General features: G+C 68.2%; 17 protein-coding genes. 10 read left to right on the forward strand and 7 right to left on the reverse strand.

The genetic code is table 11. The features are described from left to right. The first annotated feature begins 124 nt into the window (after positions 1 to 124). The 4 genes from EP7_RS24425 to rdgB all read left to right on the forward strand — a co-directional run bounded on the left by EP7_RS24425 (position 125) and on the right by rdgB (position 5,175). Positions 125 to 1,438, forward strand: coding sequence for an amidase (locus EP7_RS24425; protein ID WP_463524818.1), 1,314 nt, complete (start codon positions 125 to 127; stop codon positions 1,436 to 1,438). 54 nt (positions 1,439 to 1,492) lie between these two features. After that, positions 1,493 to 2,974, forward strand: coding sequence for a DUF697 domain-containing protein (locus EP7_RS24430; RefSeq protein WP_463524819.1), 1,482 nt, complete (start codon positions 1,493 to 1,495; stop codon positions 2,972 to 2,974). A gap of 288 nt (positions 2,975 to 3,262) precedes the next feature. Further along, on the forward strand, positions 3,263 to 4,417 hold the full coding sequence (locus EP7_RS24435) for a hypothetical protein (RefSeq protein WP_463524820.1): 1,155 nt from the start codon (positions 3,263 to 3,265) through the stop codon (positions 4,415 to 4,417). A 98-nt stretch (positions 4,418 to 4,515) separates the two neighbouring features. Further along, positions 4,516 to 5,175 carry an RdgB/HAM1 family non-canonical purine NTP pyrophosphatase gene (rdgB, locus tag EP7_RS24440; protein ID WP_463524821.1) on the forward strand — a complete coding sequence of 220 codons (660 nt, stop codon included), beginning with the start codon at positions 4,516 to 4,518 and terminating at the stop codon, positions 5,173 to 5,175. Positions 5,176 to 5,273: 98 nt separating this feature from the next. Here rdgB and EP7_RS24445 read toward each other — a convergent pair whose 3' ends face one another. Then, a complete protein-coding gene (locus tag EP7_RS24445) occupies positions 5,274 to 7,532 on the reverse strand; it encodes a hypothetical protein (RefSeq protein WP_463524822.1) in 2,259 nt (752 codons plus the stop codon). A gap of 366 nt (positions 7,533 to 7,898) precedes the next feature. Here EP7_RS24445 and EP7_RS24450 point away from each other — a divergent pair, with 366 nt between their 5' ends. Then, on the forward strand, positions 7,899 to 8,669 hold the full coding sequence (locus tag EP7_RS24450) for an SDR family NAD(P)-dependent oxidoreductase (protein WP_463524823.1): 771 nt from the start codon (positions 7,899 to 7,901) through the stop codon (positions 8,667 to 8,669). A 7-nt stretch (positions 8,670 to 8,676) separates the two neighbouring features. Here the strand turns inward: EP7_RS24450 and EP7_RS24455 are convergent, their stop codons facing one another. Further along, positions 8,677 to 9,261: a TetR/AcrR family transcriptional regulator gene (locus tag EP7_RS24455; RefSeq protein ID WP_463524824.1), complete on the reverse strand. Its 585-nt coding sequence runs from the start codon at positions 9,259 to 9,261 to the stop codon at positions 8,677 to 8,679. Positions 9,262 to 9,426: 165 nt separating this feature from the next. Between EP7_RS24455 and EP7_RS24460 the strand changes: the two genes are divergently transcribed. From EP7_RS24460 to EP7_RS24470, 3 genes are all read left to right on the forward strand, one after another. Further along, complete coding sequence (locus EP7_RS24460) at positions 9,427 to 9,933, forward strand: cupin domain-containing protein (protein ID WP_463524825.1); 507 nt, start codon at positions 9,427 to 9,429, stop codon at positions 9,931 to 9,933. Positions 9,934 to 10,068: 135 nt separating this feature from the next. Further along, positions 10,069 to 11,280, forward strand: coding sequence for a bifunctional glutamate N-acetyltransferase/amino-acid acetyltransferase ArgJ (gene argJ / locus EP7_RS24465; protein ID WP_463524826.1), 1,212 nt, complete (start codon positions 10,069 to 10,071; stop codon positions 11,278 to 11,280). A gap of 108 nt (positions 11,281 to 11,388) precedes the next feature. Next, entirely contained in the window at positions 11,389 to 11,739 is a 351-nt protein-coding gene (locus EP7_RS24470) for a hypothetical protein (protein WP_463524828.1), read from the forward strand. Positions 11,740 to 11,839: 100 nt separating this feature from the next. On the opposite strand, the gene EP7_RS24475 is transcribed toward EP7_RS24470, so the two are convergent. From EP7_RS24475 to EP7_RS24495, 5 genes are all read right to left on the reverse strand, one after another. Beyond that, entirely contained in the window at positions 11,840 to 12,628 is a 789-nt protein-coding gene (locus tag EP7_RS24475; RefSeq protein ID WP_463524829.1) for an all3515 family Zur-repressed PEP-CTERM protein, read from the reverse strand. Positions 12,629 to 12,718: 90 nt separating this feature from the next. Continuing rightward, positions 12,719 to 13,528, reverse strand: coding sequence for a PEP-CTERM sorting domain-containing protein (locus tag EP7_RS24480; RefSeq protein ID WP_463524830.1), 810 nt, complete (start codon positions 13,526 to 13,528; stop codon positions 12,719 to 12,721). A gap of 183 nt (positions 13,529 to 13,711) precedes the next feature. Next, complete coding sequence (locus EP7_RS24485) at positions 13,712 to 14,179, reverse strand: hypothetical protein (RefSeq protein WP_463524831.1); 468 nt, start codon at positions 14,177 to 14,179, stop codon at positions 13,712 to 13,714. Between the two features lie 44 nt (positions 14,180 to 14,223). Continuing rightward, the gene (locus tag EP7_RS24490) at positions 14,224 to 15,357 is read right to left on the reverse strand and encodes a DUF1559 family PulG-like putative transporter (protein ID WP_463524833.1); all 1,134 of its coding nucleotides are present in this window, start codon (positions 15,355 to 15,357) and stop codon (positions 14,224 to 14,226) included. Positions 15,358 to 15,597: 240 nt separating this feature from the next. Further along, positions 15,598 to 15,939: a hypothetical protein gene (locus EP7_RS24495; RefSeq protein ID WP_463524834.1), complete on the reverse strand. Its 342-nt coding sequence runs from the start codon at positions 15,937 to 15,939 to the stop codon at positions 15,598 to 15,600. 341 nt (positions 15,940 to 16,280) lie between these two features. Here EP7_RS24495 and EP7_RS24500 point away from each other — a divergent pair, with 341 nt between their 5' ends. Beyond that, a complete protein-coding gene (locus tag EP7_RS24500; protein WP_463524836.1) occupies positions 16,281 to 19,064 on the forward strand; it encodes a PA14 domain-containing protein in 2,784 nt (927 codons plus the stop codon). A gap of 5 nt (positions 19,065 to 19,069) precedes the next feature. Continuing rightward, on the forward strand, positions 19,070 to 20,554 hold the full coding sequence (locus EP7_RS24505; protein ID WP_463528464.1) for a PQQ-dependent sugar dehydrogenase: 1,485 nt from the start codon (positions 19,070 to 19,072) through the stop codon (positions 20,552 to 20,554). Positions 20,555 to 20,626: the final 72 nt, after the last annotated feature.

Consider the following 20,626-nt stretch of genomic DNA (forward strand, 5'->3'; position numbering starts at 1 on the left):
TCCATGTCCAGGTCGTTCCGGAGTTGCCCGCAGTTCGCTGTCAACGGCGGGCATTGGCCACTACAATGACCGCACGGACACCCCACTTCCAGACCCCGGCCAGGCCCGGGAAAGGCCCCCGTCGATGAATCTGTTCCCCCCGGCCGATGAGACCATCGAGGGCGTCGGCCGGGCCCTGCGCGACGGGCGGCTGACCTGCGTCGGGCTGCTGGGGCTCTGCCTGGCTCGCATCGACGACCGCGAAGCGGATGTCAGGGCCTGGGTGGTGGTCGACCGCGAGGGGGCCGCCAGGCAGGCCGCCGGGCTCGATGCCGACCTGGCCTCGGGGCTCGACCGGGGGCCTCTGCACGGCATCCCGCTGGGGATCAAGGATATTGTCGACGTAGAGGGGCTGCCCACGGCGGCCGGGGCGAAGCAGTGGGCGAAGGGGGCGGCCGCGGACGATGCCGAGGTCGTGGCCAGGCTGCGGGCCGCCGGCGCGGTCATCCTGGGCAAGACGGTGACGACCGCCTATGCCTGGGTCGACCCCGCCGTCACGCATAACCCCTGGGACCTGGACCGGACGCCGGGGGGCTCGTCGTCGGGCTCGGCCGCGGCGCTGGCCTCGGGGATGTGCCTGGGGGCGATCGGCACCCAGACGGGGGGCTCGATCGTCAGGCCATCGTCGTACTGCGGCATCGCCGGCTTCAAGCCGCGATTCGGCGAGAACCCGACACGCGGGGTGGTGCCTCTCGCCGAGCACCTGGACCACCCCGGCCCGATGGCCCGCTGCGTGGCCGACCTGATCCACCTCCAGCGCGTGCTGGCCCCTTCGAGCGATTTCGAAGCGAAGGACGACGCGCCGCCGAGGGTCCTCGTGGCGGCCTGGATGCTCCAGCGGGCCGAGGACTCGATGCGCCGGGCCTTCGACCGGGCCCTCGAGGCGCTGGACCGGGCCGGCGCCACCATGATCGGCGTGGCCGACCCCCTCCCCTTCGAGGAGATTTTGGCCGACTACCGCAAAATCGTCGCCGTCGAGGCCGCGCACGTCCATGCGGCGCGGATGGCCGAGCTTCCAGGGGACTACCCGCCGCGGATCCGGCTGCTGGTCGAGGAAGGCCTGAAGGTTGCGGCCGACGACTATCGAGTGGCCCGTGAGCGGCAGGAGGCCCTCAGGTCGGCCGGGTCGCGGATCGACGGCGATTTATTGGCCGCGCCGGCCACAATGGGGGCGGCCCCCGACCGAACGACTACGGGGGACCCGTCGATGAACGCCCCGTTCAGCTTCCTGGGCCTGCCCGTCGTCACGTTCCCGGTCGGGCTGTCGGCCGAAGGGCTGCCGCTGGGCATCCAGCTCGCAGGGATCGGCCCGAGGGCGGGGTCGTCGGCCGCGACGCTCCGCGCGGCTGCCTGGTGCGAGCGGGTCGTCCGCGAAGGGTTCGCGACTTCGTTCGCCTGAGATTCAGATCCAACCCGAACCCAGCCCCGGTCGAAATTCTCCAGAGGCCCGCCGATGCCGGATCCGGTCGAAGCCCCAGGCACCCCGCTCCAGAATCTGGCCGACGAGGCCGCAGTCCAGGCGGCCCTCGATGATGCGATCCGCGCCGCGGGCGCCACCGACGGCGACGGCCTGTTCGTCCGCGCCCGCGAGAGCCTGGAGCAGACGATCAAGGGCTTGAAGCTCAGCCCCGAGGAGGAGCAGGCGCTCTCAGGCGAGATCGGCCAGTTGCGCGACCTGGCCGTGAAGCTCGACGAGGGGAGCGTGGAGATCGCCGCCTTCGGCATGGTCAGTCGCGGCAAGTCGTCGGTCCTCAACGCCCTGCTCGGTCGCGAGATCTTCCAGGCGGGGGCCACGCACGGCACGACCGTCAGCCGGGGGACCGAACGCTGGGAAGGCGCGACCTCGGCCGACCACACGTTTCACGGCTCGAAGCTGGTGCTGGTCGACACCCCCGGCATCGACGAGGTGGGGGGCGAGGCCCGCGAGAAGGCGGCCCGGGACGTCGCGCGGCACGCCGACCTGATCCTCTTCGTCGTCTCCGGCGACATGCAGCGCGTCGAGTTCGAGGCCCTGGCCACCTTGCGCGAGGCCAAGAAGCCGATCATCCTCGTCTTCAACCAGATCGACCGCTACCCGGACACCGACCGCGACGCCATCTACGCCAAGATCAAGGACGAGCGAGTGCGGGCCCTGGTGCGGCCCGACGACGTGGTGATGACGGCCGCACGGCCCGACCCGATCAAGGTCGTCACGAGGCTGGCCAACGGCACCAAGACCGTGGAGTGGGAGCGTCCCGAGCCCGACGTCGGGGCCCTGAAGCGGCGGATCCTCGACGTGCTCGAGCGCGAGGGGAAGGCGCTCGTGGCCCTCAATACTCTGCTCTTCGCCGGCGACCTGCACGAAGAGATCGTGGCGCACAAGCTGCGGATCCGCGACGAGGCCGCCAATCGCCTGATCTGGAACTACTCGCTGGCCAAGGGCGCGGCCGTCGGGCTGAACCCGATCCCGGTGGCCGACATGGCCGGCGGCCTAGCCGTCGACGTGGCGATGATCGTCGGCCTGAGCCGGCTCTACGGGATCGCGCTCACTCAGCAGACCGCCCGCAGCCTGGTCTACGACATGATCCGGGCCCAGGGCGCGCTCGGGGCCGTCGAGGTCATCACCCGCCTGGCCGGCTGGGGGATCAAGGCGTCGCTGGGCGGGGCCACCGCGGCGACCGGAGGGATGGCCCTGCCGCTGGCCGCTCTGGGGTACACCGCTCTGGGGCTGACCCTCGGGAGCACGGCCGCCTCCACGTCGTACTTCCTGGGACACGGGGCGAAGTTCTATCTGAAGCAGGGGTGCCAGTGGGGCCCCGCGGGCATCAAGACCGTCATCCACGAGATCCTCCGCGAGGCGCGTGAGGACTCGATCGTCGAGCGCCTGCGCGACGAGCTGAAGCGGACGATCGGCGAGAAGCTGCGGGGGCTCAGGGGCAAGAAGCCCTTGTCCTGAACGTGCGGGCCGGTCGCCTTGCAGGGATTCTCGTCAGGCCGATGGCGAGAACCGGTGACCGGCTCCGGAGCGCGGCGAGTGCGACTTCTCCCCGAATTTCCCGGGGCTGAGGTTCGAGTGCCGACGGCTCCGGGGCGGCCCGTAATCCGGCTGGGCAACGATGGGGCCTTGTGCTAAAGTCCCCGCCGATCGTCGCCGGAGCCCACTCGAGCCTGCCCGCATCGCGCCCGAATCCCGGCAAGGACGCCCAGGACTCGCGTATCCAGGCATGGAGGAGAGGGACACCTTATGAACGCTTCGCTGACCTTGAAGGCGCTGACCGCGCTGGCCTGCTTATCGGCACCGGTCCTTGCCCAGAGCCCCGCAGGCAGGGGCTTCCGACTCGGCGGCAACCGCGCCGCGGCCCAGGCCAAGGCGGCGGCCGCGGCCGCTCAGGCCACCCCCGTCGCGGTCGACGAAGCGCCGGCCAAGAAGGACCCGAAGCTGGTCCCCGCCGGCTCGGTCCCGTCGCCCCTGTCGCTGGAAGACACGCCGCAGCCGACGATCTCGCTGCCCGACGAGCCGGTCGAGCCCTACCTGCTGACCAAGGACGCCGGCCCGTTCATGGTGCTGGCCCACACCTTCCGCGACCCCAACGCGGTCAAGTACGCCATCGCCCTGACGAAGGAGCTGCGTGCGCTGGGCCTGCCGGCCTATGTCCTCCAGCTCAAGGATTTCCCCGGCCGCAGCAACGTGCATAACGTGCCACCGACGGCCCCGAAGTACATCAACCAGCCCAACATCACGCCGCCGGAGAAGTACCGCACTTACGACGAGGCGGCGGTGATGGTGGGCAAGTGCAAGTCGAAGGACGAGTCGGAGAAGCTGCTCCACCAGGTCAAGAAGATCAAGCCGGCTTGCCTCAACGGCATCCCGACCATTTTCCACTGGCGCGACAAGAGCCTCAGCCGCGCCTCGATGACCACCAACCCCTACATCCCCGTGCAGCATCTCTACTCGCAGAAGGCCGACCCGATCATCAAGCAGATGAACGGCGGCCCACACGCCATCTACCAGTGCCCCGGGCAGTACTCGCTGCTGGTCGCCGACTTCAGCGGCCGGTCGACGACCGACGTCAACAACAAGACCTTCCTCAGCCAGTCGGCGCTGAAGACGAGCCCGCTGGCCACCGCCGCGGATGATGCCGAGCGGCTGGCCGAGACCCTGTCCAAGGACCCGGCCCTGCGGCAGACCGGCTACAAGCCCTACGTCTACCACGACCGGTCCAGCAGCAAAGTCTTCATGGGCTCGTTCACCGACCCGGTCGACCCGGCCGCCGGTCAGCTCCGCGAGAAGCTGCTGCGTGCCGCCGGCGACCGCACCAGCACGATCAACAAGAAGGAAGGCGACATCATGGTCGCCCCGTCCGAGAAGCTGACCGACCTGGCACGCATCAAGGGCTGAGCGAGCAAGCCCGAAGCAAGGCCACCATGGCACACGAAGGGCGGGACACGACGCAGTGCCCCGCCCCGAGTCGTCGACACCATACGAGCAGACACCCGATGAACGACCCGATCCGCCTCTACCTGGGCACCCGCAACGCCAAGAAGCTGCGCGAGCTGGCCCAGCTCATCAACCCGCCCTGGGAGTCGAACGCCCGCCTCGGGCGGCTCGACGTCCATTCCCTCGACGCCCACCCCGACCTGGCCGACGTGGTCGAAGATGCCACGACCTTCGCCGACAACGCCGCGAAGAAGGCCTCCGAGGTCGCCCTGGCGCTCAACGCCTGGGTCCTCGCCGATGACTCGGGCCTGGCCGTCGACGCCCTCAACGGGGCCCCCGGCGTCATGTCGGCCCGCTACGCCGGCACCCACGGCGACGACGGCGCCAACAACCTGAAGCTGCTCGCCGACCTGGCCGAAATCCCCGAATCGCGTCGAGGCGCCGCCTTCGTCTGCGCCCTCGCCCTGGCCGATCCGACCGGCGCCATCCGCCTCGAGGCCGAGGGCGCCTGCCGCGGGCGAATCATCCGCGAAGGGAACGGCGAGGGCGGATTCGGATATGATCCGCTCTTCCTGATTCCCGAGTATCACAAGACCTTCGCCCAGATGGGGGCCCTGGCCAAGCATCAGCTCAGCCACCGCGCCCGCGCCTTCAGCAAGCTCAGGCCGATGCTCGACCGGCTCATCGCGACGGGGGCGATGGACGGCCCGGCATCCTGATGCGGGGCCCTGGGGTGTCGACGAAAAAACGGACGCCCCCCGAGTGGTCTCGGGAGGCGTCCGGTCGAGTCGGCAGTGTTTCGACGGGCTGATTCAACTCAGCGGCGGAACAGGCGTCCGACCAGGGGATGACGGCGGTCGCAGGGGTCGCACGAGGCGATCGCCAGCGGCTGGGCACCCTGCGGCGAGGCCAGGATGCTCTGGCTCGACGGCAGCACGGCGGCGCACTCGACGGTGACCGGCACCTGCACGCAGACCGTCACCGGCACCTGCTTGCAGATCGTCCGGGGGACGCAGATGGCCTTGGTCTCCATCACCTTGCGGGTGACGCAGACCGGCTCGCAGATGGTCGAGGTGACCGGGATCTGCTTGCAGGTCGTGAACGGCTCCCTGCGGATGCACTGCACGGTCTGGAGCTCGCAGACGGTCTCGGGAACGCAGCGAGTACGAGTCTCGCAGACGGTCTCGCAGACGGTCTGGGCGACCCGCTTGACGCAGGTCTCGGCCACCAGGCGGCAGGTGGTCACGGGGACGGAGCACTGCTTGGTCTCGGTGACCATCCGGCAGGTGACGACCGGGACCTGCTTGACGCACGTCTCGGAGACCATCCGGCAAATCGTCACGGGAACCCGCTTGACCATGGTCTCGCGGACCATCCGGCAGGTGGTCACCGGATCCTGGCGATAGGCGGTTTCCTTGACCATCCGGGTGACGGTGTACGGCACCTGGCGGTAGGCGATCTCGGCGACGGTCTTGCTGGACTGGTAGGCTTCCTGGCGGCAAGCCGTCCGGCTGACCATCTCGGTGACGCAGACCGGGACCTGCTTGACGCAGGTGCGGGGGACCATGTTGCAGACCGTGTAGGGGACGGTCCTGTACGCGGTCTCGGTGACGTTGCGGCGGACGGTGACGGGGACCTGCTTGACGACCTCGTTGGCGACCGTCTCGCAGATGGTCTCGGGGACCTGCTTGGTGACGACCTCGGAGACCGTCCGGCAGGTGGTCACGGGGATCTGCTTGACGACCTCCTGCGGGACGAGCACGCAGGTGGTGACGGGGACCTGGCGGCTGGTGGTGTAGGGCACCTGGCGGCAGACGGTCACCGGCACCTGCTTGCAGATCGCCTGACGCTCGTAGACCGTCTCTTCGACGTTCCGGACGACCGTCTGCGGCTGCCAGACTCGCTTGCAGACGTACGACCCGGGGCACTGGACCCACTGGCCGTTGACGCAGGCGACCTTGCCGGGGATGTAAACCTGCTCGGTGGCCCACTGGCCGCACTCGGTGACAACCTGCTTGGTGACGGTACGCGGGACGCAAACCGTCTCGTTGACGGTCCGGACACTGGTCTCCGTCACGTTGCGATAGCCGGTCTCGCAGACGGTCTTGTAGCTCGTCTGCTGGACCTGCCGGTTGACCGTGTAGCGGCACTCACGCAGGCTGGTCTCCTGCACCTGACGGTTCACCGTATACGAGCAGGTCTTCATCACCGTCCTGCGGACGGGGGTGTAGGTCGTATACCGGCATTCCTTCATGATGGTCTCGCAGACGGGCCTGCAAACGGTGTAGGCCACCTGCTTGTAGGCACACGTCTTGACGGGGACCATCTGCGTGTACGACTGGGACTGGAAGACGGTCTTCTTCACCGGCACCTGAACGGTATAAGGAACCGTCCGGTAGCAAGTGATGGGGACCTGCTTCATCACCTTGTAGGCGCACGTCTTGTAGGCCGTCTCCTGCACGGGGCGGCAGACGGTATACGGGACAGTCCGCATGTGCGTTTCACGCACGGGGCGGGCGACCGTGTAGGTGCAGTCCTTGTAGGTCACTTCCCGCACGGGCCGCTGGACCGTGTAGGGGACCGACCGGAACGACGTCTCGCGGACGGGCCGCTGGACGCTGTAGGACCGGGTCTCGAGATGCGTCTCACGCACGGGGCGCTGGACGGTATAGGAGACGTCCTTGTAGATCGTCCGCGAGACGGGGCGCTGGACCGTGTAGGTCTGCTGACGGGACACCGTCCGGTAGACCGGGCGCTGGACCGTGTAGGGGACCTCGCGGCAGCCGCGCTCGTAGACGGTCTTCAGGGTCGTGATGGTCTTCGGCTGCAAGATCGTTTCCGTGATCTCGCGCTCGGTCGGAACCAATTGCGTCTCATAAACGGTCTCCGTCACGGGACGGAGCACGGTCTGACGCTGGAGTTGGTATTCGGTATGTCCCTGACAATCCTGTGGGACGGGGCAACAACGGGTCGAGGCCGCACCAGCATAGCTAGCCGCCTCGGCGGAGTGATCGGCCGAGAACGCCAGCAGGCCGGCAATCAGGGCCACCAGCGAGGCAGACAATGGGTAACGCATCGCAAGACGCTCCTCGAAACACTCCCGACTTCATTTCGGGATTGCGGCCCCCATTCCCAGAGCCTCCGGCTCGAACCTGGGGGTCGCCAACTCAAGGTTAACTTTCGTCCAGAGCTCCCCCCCTCCATCAGCGTCTTTATCTAAATTCTCCAACTCTCCCCAAGGCCCCCAACGCAAGGTTTACCCATCCCTTACCCTGATTACGACCCATCCCCAGACCACCAGCATGACCCACCATCTCGACGGGATCAGCCCAATCGAAACTGCGTGCAGCCCTTGCCCTACCCCGTTATCCTGGGCAGGCGTTCGCTCGTCGCTCCTGGACGAGGCGGCCCCGCACCGACCAAGAATTCGAGGCTCTGAATCATGGGTGTCCTGGATCGTTTCCGGCTCGACGGTCGGGTTGCGTTGGTAACCGGGGGCTCGCGAGGGCTCGGCCGGGCGATCTGCCAGGCGTTTGCCGAGGCGGGAGCGACAGTCATCCTGACGGCGCGATCGGCCGACGCGGCGCAGGCGGTCGCGGCCGAACTGGCCTCGCAGACCGGCGCCAGGACGTTGGGCCTTGCCGCCGAGATGACCTCCGCCGCCGACGTCGAGGCGATGGTCGACCGTGCGCAGGACGCCTTCGGCGGGGTCGACATCCTGGTCAACAACGCCGGGATCAACATCAGGGGGCCGATCGAGACCCTGGCCGAGTCCGACTGGGACGCGGTGATCGACACCAACCTGAAGGGCCCCTGGCTCGCCTGCCGCGCCCTGGCCAAGCCGTTCAAGGCCCGGGGCTGGGGCCGAGTGATCAATGTCTCCAGCATGCTCGGCGAGATCAGCCTCGCCGATCGGACCCCTTACTGCTCGAGCAAGGGGGGGCTGACGCTGATGACCAAGACCCTGGCCCTGGAATGGGCCCCTTACGGCGTGAACGTCAACGCCCTCTGCCCCGGGCCGTTCTCCACCGAGATCAACCTTCCCCTGCTGAACGACCCCGTCCTGCGCGAGACGATGGTCTCCAAGGTGCCGATGAAGCGCTGGGGCGACCCGGAGGAACTGGGGCCGATCGCCGTCTTCCTGGCGTCGGACGCCTCCAGCTTCGTGACCGGCTCGACCTTCTTCATCGACGGTGGCTACACCGCCCAGTAGGCCGAGGTCAGCACTGCCCCGGCCCGCCGGCGAGGCCATAGAGGAACTGCCGCTCGATCCAGTCGGCCAGGTCGTCGGGCCAGGGCCTGGGGGTGGCCACCATGATCCGGTGCAGCATCCCCAGCAGGGCCAGCGTGGCCCGCTCGGGCTGGCCGATCGGCGCCACCCCGTCGGCTTCTAGCGAACGCAGCGTCTCGACGATCAGGCCGATATACCGGGCCCGCTTCGCTTCAATGTCCGCGTCGCGCTTCTCCGGCGGGGTGCTGTCGAGTTGGTGCAGCACCTCCAGATAGTGGGGGTAGAGGTCGGAGAAGCGCACCGACTCGTCGATGACGATGCGAAGGCGATCGCGGGCGCCGGGCACGTCGGCCAGCCGCGACTCGACCTCGTCGAGCCCCCGGCCCATCGCGTCGGCCACCATCGCGCGAAAGAGCCGCTCCTTGTCCTTGAAGAAGAGATAGAGCGTCCCCTTGGCCACCCCCGCCTGGGTGGCAATATCTTCCATTCGCACGGCGTGGAACCCGCGCTCGGCGAAGAGCCTCGTGGCCGACGCGAGGATCCTCGGCAATTTCTCGGGATCGGCCGGGCGCACGTGTCGCTCCCCAGACAACTCGGGTCCCGGCGCACGAACGTCGGGGCCTCCATTCTACCCCGCAACTCGCGACGGTGCCCTTGACACCAGCGAGGCCGGCTCGACACTATTCATGACTCGAAAGTCATTAACGATCAGGTTCCTTCGCCTGCGGGAGAAATTCCGATGAAGACCCCGGGACTGATGGGCTTGCAGGCCTTCGGCGGCCAGCTCAGGGAGGCGATGACGGGGCGAGTGCCGGCGGGCGAGTCATCGCCCCACGACGAGGCCCCGTCTTACTCGCTTGAGGCGTCCGACTACCTGGACTCGCTCTACCGGATTCCGGCCGCGGGGCACCTTGATCCGTCGGCCCGGTCGTCGACGGGAGGAGCACGAGTCTCGTTCCTCCGCGTGCTGCCGGGGATGGAAAGCCCGTACCTGGTCCGACATCGGCGCGACGAGGTCGTCTACGTGGTGACGCAGGGGCGGGGCCAATTCCTGGTCGACGGCGAGGCGGTGGACGCACCGGCCGGGACCGTGCTGCGGGTGAGGCCCGAGTCGTCTCGCGCCTGGCGCAACCTCTCGACCGAGGACTTCTGCCTGATCGTCGTCCAGACACGGGCGCGGCGGCCGGGGCCTTCAAGGCGGTCCGACGCCGTCGGACTCGCGGCCCCGATCCGCTGGCCCCGCTGAACGGCGATTGCGTCGCCCCGAGCCCCCATCATAGGATGAGCGAGGGCCTCGAACCTGGACGCTGGCTGCCGTGTCTTCCGGTGTCAAGCACGGGCGGCCGATCGAAGTGACGTGGACGAGAAGGACGGGCGAATCATGGCGGGTGCGAACGGTCAGGCGTCGCTGAAGATTCCGAAGGGCTATCGGGCCGGGGCCGTCCGGGCCGGGATCAAGCCCTCGGGGGGCCTGGACCTGACGGTGCTCGCCTCGGAGACCGATTGCAGCGCGGCCGGCACGTTCACGCTGAACAGGGTCGCCGCGGCACCCGTGAAGTGGGGCCGCGACCACGTCCCGTCCGGCGCCATCCGCGCCATCGTCATCAACGCCGGCAACGCCAATGCCGCCACCGGGGCCCAGGGCGAGGCCGACGTCTCGGCGACCGCCGAGCACGTCGCGCGAGGGCTCGGCTGCCGGGCCGATCAGGTGCTCGTCGCCTCGACGGGCGTCATCGGCCATCATCTGCCGATGGCGAAAGTCGAGGCCGGGGTCGCCGGTGCGATCGCCGAACTCTCCGCCGGCGAGGAAAACTTCCGGCTGGCCTCCCAGGCGATCATGACCACCGACACCCGGACCAAGGTCGTCGCCCGCACAATCGAGCTGGCAGGGCGCGAAATCCGCATCCTCGGCCTGGCCAAGGGGGCCGCGATGATCGGCCCGCGGATGGCCACGATGCTCGGGTTCCTGCTGACCGACGCCAACGTCAGCCCGACGGACCTGCAAGCGGCCCTGGGCGAGGCGGTCGAGACGTCGTTCAACTGCATCTCCGTCGAGGGGCACACCAGCACCAACGACACGGTCTTCCTGCTCGCCAACGGGGCGGCCGGCGGCGACCCGCTTGAAGGCGACGACCTGGGCCGGTTCGCCGACGTCATCAAGGACGCCTGCGGAGAGCTGGCGCGGATGATCCCCGAGGACGGCGAGGGGGCGACGCACCTGATCACCATCGACGTGGTCGGGACCATCGACCGCGAGGAGGCCCGCACCATCGCGCGGGCTGTGGCCGACAGCCCGCTGGTCAAGACCGCGATCCACGGCGCCGACCCCAACTGGGGCCGGATCGTGTCGGCGGCCGGTTATTCGGGGGTCGAGTTCGACGAGTCCGAGTTGTCACTGCACCTGAACGGCGTCCTGCTCTACGAGGATGGGGCCCCCCGCCCCTTCGACGCGGTGGCCGTGTCGGATTCGATCCGCTCCAACCGCGAGACCGCCATCAAACTCACCCTGACCCGCGGCGACGGCGCCATCCGGTTCTGGACATGCGACCTGACCGCCGAGTACATCCGGCTCAACGCCGACTACACGACCTGAACTCCGGCCGCCCGGCCCTTGCATCCGCCGTTCCCGTGCTAGCTTTGCACGGGGCGTGGTCGCCCCTTTGATCCAAGGGACTGCGATCAACGGATGAGGGCCGATGCCATGCGACGCCTGATGATCCTCGGTGCCATCGTTTTCTCCTGCCTTGCGACCGACGCCCAGGCCGGGGGCTGGTTCCGCAGGCGCGAGACGGTCGGCGGCAACAACGGGCCGGCGATGGCCAACGTGCCGCACTGGGCGGCCGAGCGGATGAGCCGATACCCGGCCCCCCTGAGCGTTCCGCAGCAGGGCCGTCGCCCCTGGGCCTATGCCCTGGCCAATGAGAACACGCAGTCGGCCCACATGGCCCGCTATTACCAGCTTGGCGGCGGCGTGGGACCGGTCCCCGACGCCTCTAACGGCTTCAGCGGCCCGTTCGGCCCCTTCTCGACCTGGAATGCAGCCATCCCTTGATCGGATTGGCCCGCATGACAAATGGCCCGGCGCGAGGAATCCCCGCACGCCGGGCCTTTGGCGTTTCAACTTCGACCGACTTTACCGGTTCACATCGTCATCAGACGATGCGCCGGATTCCACTCCTACGACCGGCGAGGACCAGGCCAGCCAGGCCGAGGCCCGACATGACCAGGGTCGAGGGCTCGGGCACGGCGGCCGAGACGGTCGTGAAGTTGTAGGTGAAATTGCCCGACGCCGTCGCTTCGGGATTTGCGCTGTCCAGGTCCACCAGCCGGAAGGTGGCGGACAGGACCAGGCCAGCCGAGATCAGAGAGTCGGTGGCGAAGATCGGGTTGAAGGGGCTGAACGAATCGGCGAAACCAAGGCTGTACTGGTCGCCGACGTTCGCCAGTAGCGTGTTCCCCCGCTCGTCGAGGACGGAGAGCCCGTCCGAGATCGAGACGAGTTCATAGCCGACGCGGATGCCGGCGAGGGAGCCCTGGTAACGGCCCGCGCTGCTGTCGGCCAGGATCTGGGTGGTGGAACCGGCCGGCTGGCCGAGCAGCTCGTTGAACGAGCGGACTTCGAGCCTGCTGTACTCCGAGGCGCTGGAGCCGTCGTCGAACGGGGTGCTGATGAGGCGACCGTCGAAGATGCCGGCCCCCGGCGAGAGCTGGAGCGTGCCGTTGGCCGAGGCCTCGGGAATCTGACCGGTCGCACCGCCGTAGACGCCCAGCCGGTGGAAGTGGTTCCCGTGGTTTAACAGCAGGGTCAGATGGCCTGAATTGGTGCCGGCCGTGGCGCCAATGTCTCGGCCGATGTAGTAATCGGCGAGGTCGGCGCGAGCCGAGGTCGTCAGGGCGGCGGCCAGGATCGCGGGTACGGCGAAGAATCGGGTCATGGTCATCACTCAAAGAACTCCAGCTCAGGGAACAGAAAGGGGGAAGTGCCCGACGGCCCATCGCCGCCGGGCAGAGAGATCAACCGAGGGGACCATTCAGGCCTCGACGGTGATGGTCTTCTTGCGGCGCAGCCCGGCGAAGCAAACGCCGGCGAGGCCGAGGCCCGACATGACGAGCGTGGCGGGCTCGGGGACGGCGGGGGTCACCGGGTCGGGGAGGTTGGTCGTGCCCGTGAACCGCAGGGTCAGGTTGTAGACGCCGGCCCCGCTGAAGCCGAAGTAGTAGTGGGCATGCGCACCGATGGCCGGCTCGTCGAAGGTGTTGCCGGGTGTCACGCCCGCGGCCGAAGCAAGCAGCGGTCTGGCGCCGCCGGGGCCGAACGTCCAGAGGGCGAACTGGCCGCCGTTATCGATCCCCGTGCCGCTGGCGCCGAGGAGCGACCACTGGCCGGAGGTGAAGATCGAGTTGTCCAGGTCCTCTGTGGCGAAGCCGAGATTCGGGGCCCCCTGGGCGGGGCTGATCGGGACGCCGTAAATGCTCCCGGCGCCCGAGGTGCCGAAGTAATCGCGGATCGACGGCGACAGCTCGCCCGCCTTGAGCTGATAGTTCACGACCGAGGCGACCGATTCGGGCGTCCGTTCGACCCCATCGGATGCCCCCACGGTGCTGCCGCCCAGGGTGGCTCCCTTACCGATGTGATAATGCAGGTGCAGACCGCCGTCCTCATAGGCGACGCCGATGTCGCCGTGACCGGCGGTGAGGCTATCCTTGCCGGAGACGCCGGCGGTGCCCTCGCCCACGATGAACGTGAACGTGGCCGTGTCGGTCAGGACCTGGTCGGCTCCCGCGGGGGCCGCCGAGAGGAACAGGCCCGCGGCGAACGCGGAAGAGATGGCGGAAATCATTCGATTTTTCACGTGTGTCGTTCCCTTGGATGCGAAAAGTGGGACATAAACTGAGAAAACGCGACTTCTGCACGCCGGTCGGTGGAAAGGCCGGCGCGCACCCTCCACGGGCGGCCGCGGGTTGTTGCCCGCGTCGGTGTGGTGTGGCTCGTGGTTGGGCCCGATCGATGCGGGCGCCTTGGTTTATTTGCCGATGCGTTCCAGGGTGGCGAACCAGCCGCGGTCGGTGACGACTTCGCGGGCCTGATACTCACAGCCGGTGCCGTCCCAGTGGGTGAACCGGCAGGTCTTTCCGACGGGCGTCCCGTGTTCCAGCCCCGGGGCTTTCAGCGTCAGCATCTGCGTCAGGACGGTCGCGGGCAGCTCGTGCCGCTCAACGCCTCGCAGGGACTTGGGCAGGGTCAGAAGCTCGGCTTTCTCGCGGCGGACAACCCAGAGGCGATAGGAGATCTCGCCGTCGACCGACTCTGCGTGGCAGATCGCGACGTCCGCGGGCAAGAGCGCCGCCAGCTCGGTGGGAAGCTCCTGGCGCATTTCCTCGCCAGACCGCTCGGCCTGGCCAGTCGTGCCGCACCCGGCCGGGCACAGGCCCGACGCGAGGAGCGCCAGACATGCAAAGAACCAGCGATATTCCGTCCGAGCAATGACCACCGAAACAACCTCCTCATCCGCTGAGAATCGATCCCAGAGTTCGCTCAGAACGCCGCCGAGGCGTCGACGATCTCGCCGCCATTGCGGCTGCCGAGCGACCACCAGACGGGCTGGGCCACGGTCGTCTTGACGAACCGGACGGCGCCATCGCCCAGCAAAACGTTGATCCCGCCGGGGTGCTGGCTGCTGGGCGTGACCAGGATGTTGGCGTCCTGCTCTCCGCCGTAGATGTGGCAATTGCGGCCGTTGATCTTCAGCACCTGGAGATACGTGGTGCCCGCGTGGCCCCATCCTGAGATCCAGGACCGGCCGTGGAAGGCAGACCAGGCGGGGTCGGGCACGTCGATCACCTGGCAGTAGCGTTGCCATCCGCCGAGGTCGCGCATGGTGCCGGTGGTCCCCGCGCAGAAGGAACGCATCGGCTCCGGCTCCCGGAAGGCCGACGCCGGGTCCAGTGCACTGCTCATCCCGCTGATCCGCCTCTCGGCGACGGCCACCGTCTGGCTCAGGCCGTCGGTGACCTCCGAGATGCGTACCGGCCCCGTGTGCCAGGTCGCCTTCACCGCCGACGTGTCCAGCCCGATAAAGCCGTTATGCCGGCCCTCGGAGGTATGACCGGCCGCCATCGGTGCGATCCCGGTCGCCTGCGGCGTCCAGCCTGCGTTCCCGGAGTAATTCGACGGGGCCGGTCGAGAGCTACCCATCACGTCATTGTCCGCATAGCGATCCGAGGGGCAGAGCAATGCGTTGATGACCGTCCGCGCGGCCGTGGCCGAGGGGTGCGTTCCGGAGATGACCGCCTGATGGCTGAGCGCGAACGCATCGCCGCAATTGTCGGCCATGCCCACCGCGAAGTTGATGGAATTGGCCAGCGGAGCCTGCTCCATCATGGGCAGGACCCGGGCGAACCAGCTGTGTAGCCCATTAAGGCAGCCCCCGTCCGGCCCTGCCGCCGCCGAGGTCGCCCCATAAGGAAATGATCCATGCGTTGACTCGTAGTTATGTAGTGCCAGTCCCAACTGCTTCATGTTGTTGGTGCACTGGATGCGCCTGGCCGCCTCGCGGGCCGATTGGACGGCCGGCAGCAGCAGTGCGATCAGGACCGCGATGATGCTGATGACGACCAGCAGCTCGATCAGTGTGAACGCGCGGACCCGCACCTTGCACGAGGATCTCATGCGAAGCTCTCCGTCAGGACGCGCAGACCCGACCTGAACCCATTTCGGGCCAGAGCGGACATGCCGCGTCACATGAACACGATTAATCAATAGGGGATGATCTGCGCTGTCGCTCATCCGTGCGCGTCAAGACGCACATGGCGAAGGCGAACGAGTCGCGAGGGCGAGCATGTCACTTCGGGGCTGGCCGATGGGTCAACGAGCTAGCCCGGGCGCACAAGTCGCGAGTGGGATGGGGGTTCAGGCGAGGGGTGGGGCCCGGCTGGGCTGGCGGCGCAGGGGCTCCGAGACGACCGGGCTGTGACCGGCGATCGGCTCGATGTCCAGGCACTGGACGAGGCCAAGTGCGATGGGGGGAGGTGCGACCTGATGGTCGACCTGGAGCTGGCACGCGGCGCAATCGTCGTCATGCCGGGCCAGGTCGTTCGCGGGGGCGGAGTCGCGGTGGGAAGATGATGCGTCGGAGAGGGAGGAACTGGTGGTGGAATCGCCCAGGCGCACCTTGCCGTGGTCGTGCAGGCCGGGGGCCGCGCACGTGGCAAACGCATAAACGAAGATCAGCCACCAGTGCCGCAGGTTCATTCAACGACGATCCGAGGGGGTGTCGACGGCAAGCCGCCGAGCTTGATCGAGGTCATATTCGCTCGAGCCGGTCTAAACTATCAGCCTCGTGGCTAACACGTCAACCTTGCAATCCGACATTCGCCGGCATGATCGGCCCGGCAATCCGTGCCATCTGCACCTATCTTCATCATTCCAGGATGACTCGCTCCTCCCCTTCTCCGGCCCTGTGCAACTTTTGCGCAACGTCTGATTGTCGCCGCGGGCGGCGCGTGCTAGCCTCGGCGAGTTGCATCGACGACGGCGTCGTCCCGGGGCCGCCCTCACGATCGCACGCTCCAGGAATGGTGGGGAGTCCTCCGATGAGTTTCCGACCGAGAGGCCCGGCGGCCTGGTTCGCCGCCGCTTGCCTCGCCGCATTTGCATCGCCCGCGAATGCCTCCGCGCCGGTAGGTTTGGGCTCACGCCCGATCGTCCCGGCCTTCGAACGCCTCGGTTCTAGCCTGCCCCTCGCCCAGGGAGGCGGGCTTCTGATCGGCGAACTCAACTGCGTCGCCTGCCATCGGGCCGAGGCCGGGATGACCGGGCCGGTCGCCCCCAAGCAGCCACCGATCCTGACCCGGGTCGGTGAGCGGACCAACGTCGCCTACCTGCGCACCTTCCTGTCCGGGCCGGCCGCCGCGGACCGCGGCACGACCATGCCCGACCTGATCGCCGGCTTGCCCGAGGCCGAGCGTGCGGCCACCGTCGAGGCGCTCGTCCACCTGCTGGCGAGCACCGGGACCGTCAAGGAGAGCTTCCCCGCCCTCCGGTCGATCAACCGCGGCCGGGCGCTCTTCGGCAAGGTCGGGTGCGTCGCCTGCCACGGCGACGTCGAGTCCAAGGACGCACCCCTGGCCGACTCGGTGCCGCTGGGGAATCTCGCGGGGAAATACACCCTCCCGGGGCTGTCGGAGTTCCTGGCCGACCCGCACAAGGTCCGCCCGTCGGGCCGGATGCCGTCCCTGAATCTGAAGAAGGACGAGGCCCTCGACGTCGCCGGCTACCTGCTGCGCGACACGATCCGCCGGCTCCCCACCAACACGGCCTTTACCGCGTATGAGGGAAGCTGGTCGTCGCTTCCCGACCTCTCACAGTTGACGCCGACCACAGCCGGCTTCGCCCGGGGCTTCGACCTGGGGGCTTCCGGGGCGACGAACAACTACGCCCTCCGATTCGAGGCCAGCCTCCCCATCCCGGCCGACGGCGAATATCGCTTCCAGCTCAGCTCCGACGACGGCAGCCGCCTTGAACTCGACGGCAAGCTCGTGGTCGACCATGACGGCGTCCACCCCTCGAGCGAGAAGTCCGGCCGGGCGACCCTCAAGGCCGGGGCACATCAGCTCGTCGTCACCTACTTCGATTCCGGCGGCCAGACTTCGCTGGATCTCGAGATGGAAGGGGAAGGCCTGCCCTGGCAGCCCGTCGAGACCCTCTTGACCCCCGCCGGCCCCGCCATCGAGCCGACCGCACCCGCGCCCGAACCGTTCCGGCCCGACCCGTCGCTGGTCGAGAAGGGCCGGACCGCGTTCACGACTCTGGGTTGCGCCTCGTGTCACGAACTCCGAGTCGGCGACACGCTCCTGACCTCGATGAGCCAGGGTCCAGGCCTCGCCTCGCTCGAGGCGACGAAGGGTTGCCTGGCCGAGGCGCCGGGCGGCAAGGCGCCTCGGTACGGCCTCGACCGTACTCAACGTGAGGCGATCGCCGCGGCGGTCCTGGAGTTCAAGGCGCCCGCCGTTCCCCTGCCTCCGGCCCGGGCGATTGCCCGGACGATGGCGGCCTTCAATTGCTACGCCTGCCACAAGAGAGACGACATCGGCGGGGTCGAAGAGGCGCGTGATCTGGCCTTCCAGACGACCCAGAAGGAGATGGGCGAGGAGGGCCGCCTGCCGCCGCCGCTCGACGGCGTGGGGGCGAAGCTCACCGATGCCTGGCTGCGAACCTTGCTCGACGAGGGGTCCAAGGACCGTCCCTATATGGAGACGCGGATGCCCCGCTTCGGCGGCAAGAATGTGGGCCATCTGGCGGCCTTGACTCAGGCCGTCGATCACCTCGACCCGGCCCCTCCGGCCGAGTTCAACGAGTCGGATCGCAAGGTCAAGGCTGCTGGGCGGATGCTCGCCGGGAGTCGCGCGTTCGGATGCGTGGCCTGCCATACGTTCAACGGTTCGAAGGCATCGGGCATCCAGTCGATCGACATGACGCTGATGACCGCCCGCCTGCGTCACGATTGGTTCAGGCGGTACGTGGTCGACCCCCAGTCGTTTCGGCCAGGGACGCGGATGCCCAGCGTGTTCTATCAGGGGAAGAGCATGCTCCCGGCGGTCCTCGACGGCTCGCCGGCGCAGCAGGTGGAATCCATCTGGAAGTTCCTCTCCGACGGCCGCTCGGCCGCGCCCCCCGCCGGCGTGGGCCGCGAGCCGATCCCGCTCGTCCCCAACGCCGACGCGATCATATACCGCAACTTCATCGAGGGGGCCGGCCCACGAGCGATCGGCGTCGGATACCCCGAGCGGGCGAACCTGGCCTTCGACGCCAATGATCTCCGGCTGGCCCTGGTCTGGCAGGGGGACTTCATCGACGCGTCGAGGCACTGGATCGGCCGCGGCGAGGGCTATCAGCCTCCGCTGGGCGACAACGTCCTGAGCCTGCCCGCCGGCCCCGCCTTCGCCAGCCTCGTCAGCCCGACGACCGCATGGCCGGCCGAGTCGCCGCGTAAGCCGGGCTCCGGCTCGCATTTCCGAGGTTACAGGCTTGGCAACGGGCGCAAGCCGACGTTCCTGTACGACGTCGGCGGTGTGCAGATCGAGGACCGGCCCGTTCCCGTCCCGGGCGTCGGCAAGCAGCCCGCCGGCTTCCGCCGCGAGTTGACCCTGACCCCGCCGAAGGCTCTCGAAGGTCTCTACTTCCGCGTGGCCGTGGCCGACTCGATCGTCCAAGGGCCCGGCGGTTGGTTCACGATTGGCGGCGACTGGAAGACCCGGCTGACGGGCGATGCCGCGGGCCCTGGAATCGTCCGCGAGTCCGGCGGACGCAAGGAACTGCTCGTGCCAATCCGACTCGAAGGCCCCCGGGCGACGCTCATCCAGGAGATCTCGTGGTGACGCACATGAATCGGTCTGGATGGACATTGGGTGTCGGGCTGCTCGCTCTGGTGTCGCTGCAAGCGGCGCGGGCCCAGGAGCCGGCGAAGAACCCGGAGGATGCGTTCTCGACGATCGAGGGCTTCACGATCCCCGCCGGGGTGGTGCTGGAGGTCGGAGCCCTGGAGTGGCTGCCCGGCGACCGGCTGGCGGTGTCCTCGCGGCGTGGCGAGATTTACGTGGTGCACAACCCGCTGGCCGCCGAGCCCGCGACGGAGTCCAGATTCGTCAAGTTCGCCGAGGGGTTGCACGAGGTCCTGGGCCTGGCCTATCGCGACGGCTGGCTCTACGCCACCCAGCGAGGGGAGGTCACCCGCATGAAGGACGAGGACGGCGACGGGCGGGCCGACCTCTTCGAGACGGTGGCTGACGGCTGGGAGATCGGCGGCGACTATCATGAGTATGCGTTCGGATCGAAGTTCGATAAGGACGGCAACCTCTGGGTCGCGCTCTGCCTGACTGGCTCGTTCAACAGCGACAACAAGTTCCGCGGCTGGGCCCTGCGCATCACGCCCGACGGCAAGGTCGTCCCCACCACCAGCGGCCTGCGTTCGCCCGGCGGGATCGCGGCCAACGCGGCCGGCGACATGTTCTTCACCGAGAATCAGGGGCCCTGGAACGGGGCCTGCGCCCTGAAAGAGCTGCGCCCGGGCCACTTCGTCGGCCACCCGGGTGGGCTGAAATGGTACGACGACGCCCCGGGCATCGCGGCCAGGCCGGCCGAGCCGAAGAGCGGCTCGCGACTCATCGAGGAATCGAAGCGCATTCCCGAGCTGATCCCGCCGGCGGTCTACTTCCCCTACCCCGTCATGGGCCAGTCGTCCAGCGGCATCGCCTGCGACCTCTCGGGCGGCAAGTTCGGGCCCTTCTCCGGCCAGTTCTTCGTGGGCGACCAGGCGGCCAGCACCGTGATGCGAGTGGCCCTCGAGAAGGTGAACGGCCGCTACCAGGGGGCCTGCTTCCCGTTCCGCAGGGGCTTCGGCTCGGGCAACGTGGCCCTGCTCTTCGGCCCTGGGGGCGAGTTGTTCGTGGGGGGGACCAACCGCGGCTGGGGCTCGCGCGGGCCGAAGGAGTTCGCCCTCGAGCGGCTGACCTGGAAGGGCGAGACGCCATTCGAGGTCCATCACATGACCGCCAACCCCGACGGCTTCTCCCTGTCCTTCACCGCGCCCGTCGACCGAGCGACGGCCAGCGACCCGGGGTCGTACCCCATGCGTGCCTACACGTACATTTATCAATCGAGCTACGGCAGCCCCGAGGTTGACGTCTCGACGCCGAAGGTGACCCGGGCCGAGGTGGCCGACGACGGGAAGAGCGTCCGGTTGACGGTCGACGGCCTGCGCGAGGGGCACGTCCACGAGCTGCATATGGACGCCCTGCGCGACGCCAGCAAAGGGCCGCTGCTGCACTCCGAGGCCTATTACACGCTCAATGTCATCCCCGGCCGCTGACGCGAGCACGCCCGCATCCATCCGTGCGGCCGCAGAATCGGGAGCGTCCCCCCGAAAGAGTCCGGTGCCCCG

It is taken from the genome of Isosphaeraceae bacterium EP7 (assembly GCA_038400315.1).
GTDB lineage: Bacteria > Planctomycetota > Planctomycetia > Isosphaerales > Isosphaeraceae > EP7.

Excerpts from the sequence above, each read along its gene's own strand:
- EP7_RS24495 (WP_463524834.1), bottom strand. The coding sequence starts at position 15,939 with ATGAACCTGCGGCACTGGTGGCTGATCTTCGTTTATGCGTTTGCCACG.
- EP7_RS24490 (WP_463524833.1), bottom strand. The coding sequence starts at position 15,357 with ATGAGATCCTCGTGCAAGGTGCGGGTCCGCGCGTTCACACTGATCGAG.
- EP7_RS24505 (WP_463528464.1), top strand. The coding sequence starts at position 19,070 with ATGAATCGGTCTGGATGGACATTGGGTGTCGGGCTGCTCGCTCTGGTG.
- EP7_RS24500 (WP_463524836.1), top strand. The coding sequence starts at position 16,281 with ATGAGTTTCCGACCGAGAGGCCCGGCGGCCTGGTTCGCCGCCGCTTGC.
- EP7_RS24445 (WP_463524822.1), bottom strand. The coding sequence starts at position 7,532 with ATGCGTTACCCATTGTCTGCCTCGCTGGTGGCCCTGATTGCCGGCCTG.
- EP7_RS24430 (WP_463524819.1), top strand. The coding sequence starts at position 1,493 with ATGCCGGATCCGGTCGAAGCCCCAGGCACCCCGCTCCAGAATCTGGCC.
- EP7_RS24425 (WP_463524818.1), top strand. The coding sequence starts at position 125 with ATGAATCTGTTCCCCCCGGCCGATGAGACCATCGAGGGCGTCGGCCGG.
- EP7_RS24475 (WP_463524829.1), bottom strand. The coding sequence starts at position 12,628 with ATGACCATGACCCGATTCTTCGCCGTACCCGCGATCCTGGCCGCCGCC.
- rdgB (WP_463524821.1), top strand. The coding sequence starts at position 4,516 with ATGAACGACCCGATCCGCCTCTACCTGGGCACCCGCAACGCCAAGAAG.
- EP7_RS24470 (WP_463524828.1), top strand. The coding sequence starts at position 11,389 with ATGCGACGCCTGATGATCCTCGGTGCCATCGTTTTCTCCTGCCTTGCG.
- EP7_RS24435 (WP_463524820.1), top strand. The coding sequence starts at position 3,263 with ATGAACGCTTCGCTGACCTTGAAGGCGCTGACCGCGCTGGCCTGCTTA.
- argJ (WP_463524826.1), top strand. The coding sequence starts at position 10,069 with ATGGCGGGTGCGAACGGTCAGGCGTCGCTGAAGATTCCGAAGGGCTAT.
- EP7_RS24450 (WP_463524823.1), top strand. The coding sequence starts at position 7,899 with ATGGGTGTCCTGGATCGTTTCCGGCTCGACGGTCGGGTTGCGTTGGTA.
- EP7_RS24460 (WP_463524825.1), top strand. The coding sequence starts at position 9,427 with ATGAAGACCCCGGGACTGATGGGCTTGCAGGCCTTCGGCGGCCAGCTC.
- EP7_RS24480 (WP_463524830.1), bottom strand. The coding sequence starts at position 13,528 with ATGATTTCCGCCATCTCTTCCGCGTTCGCCGCGGGCCTGTTCCTCTCG.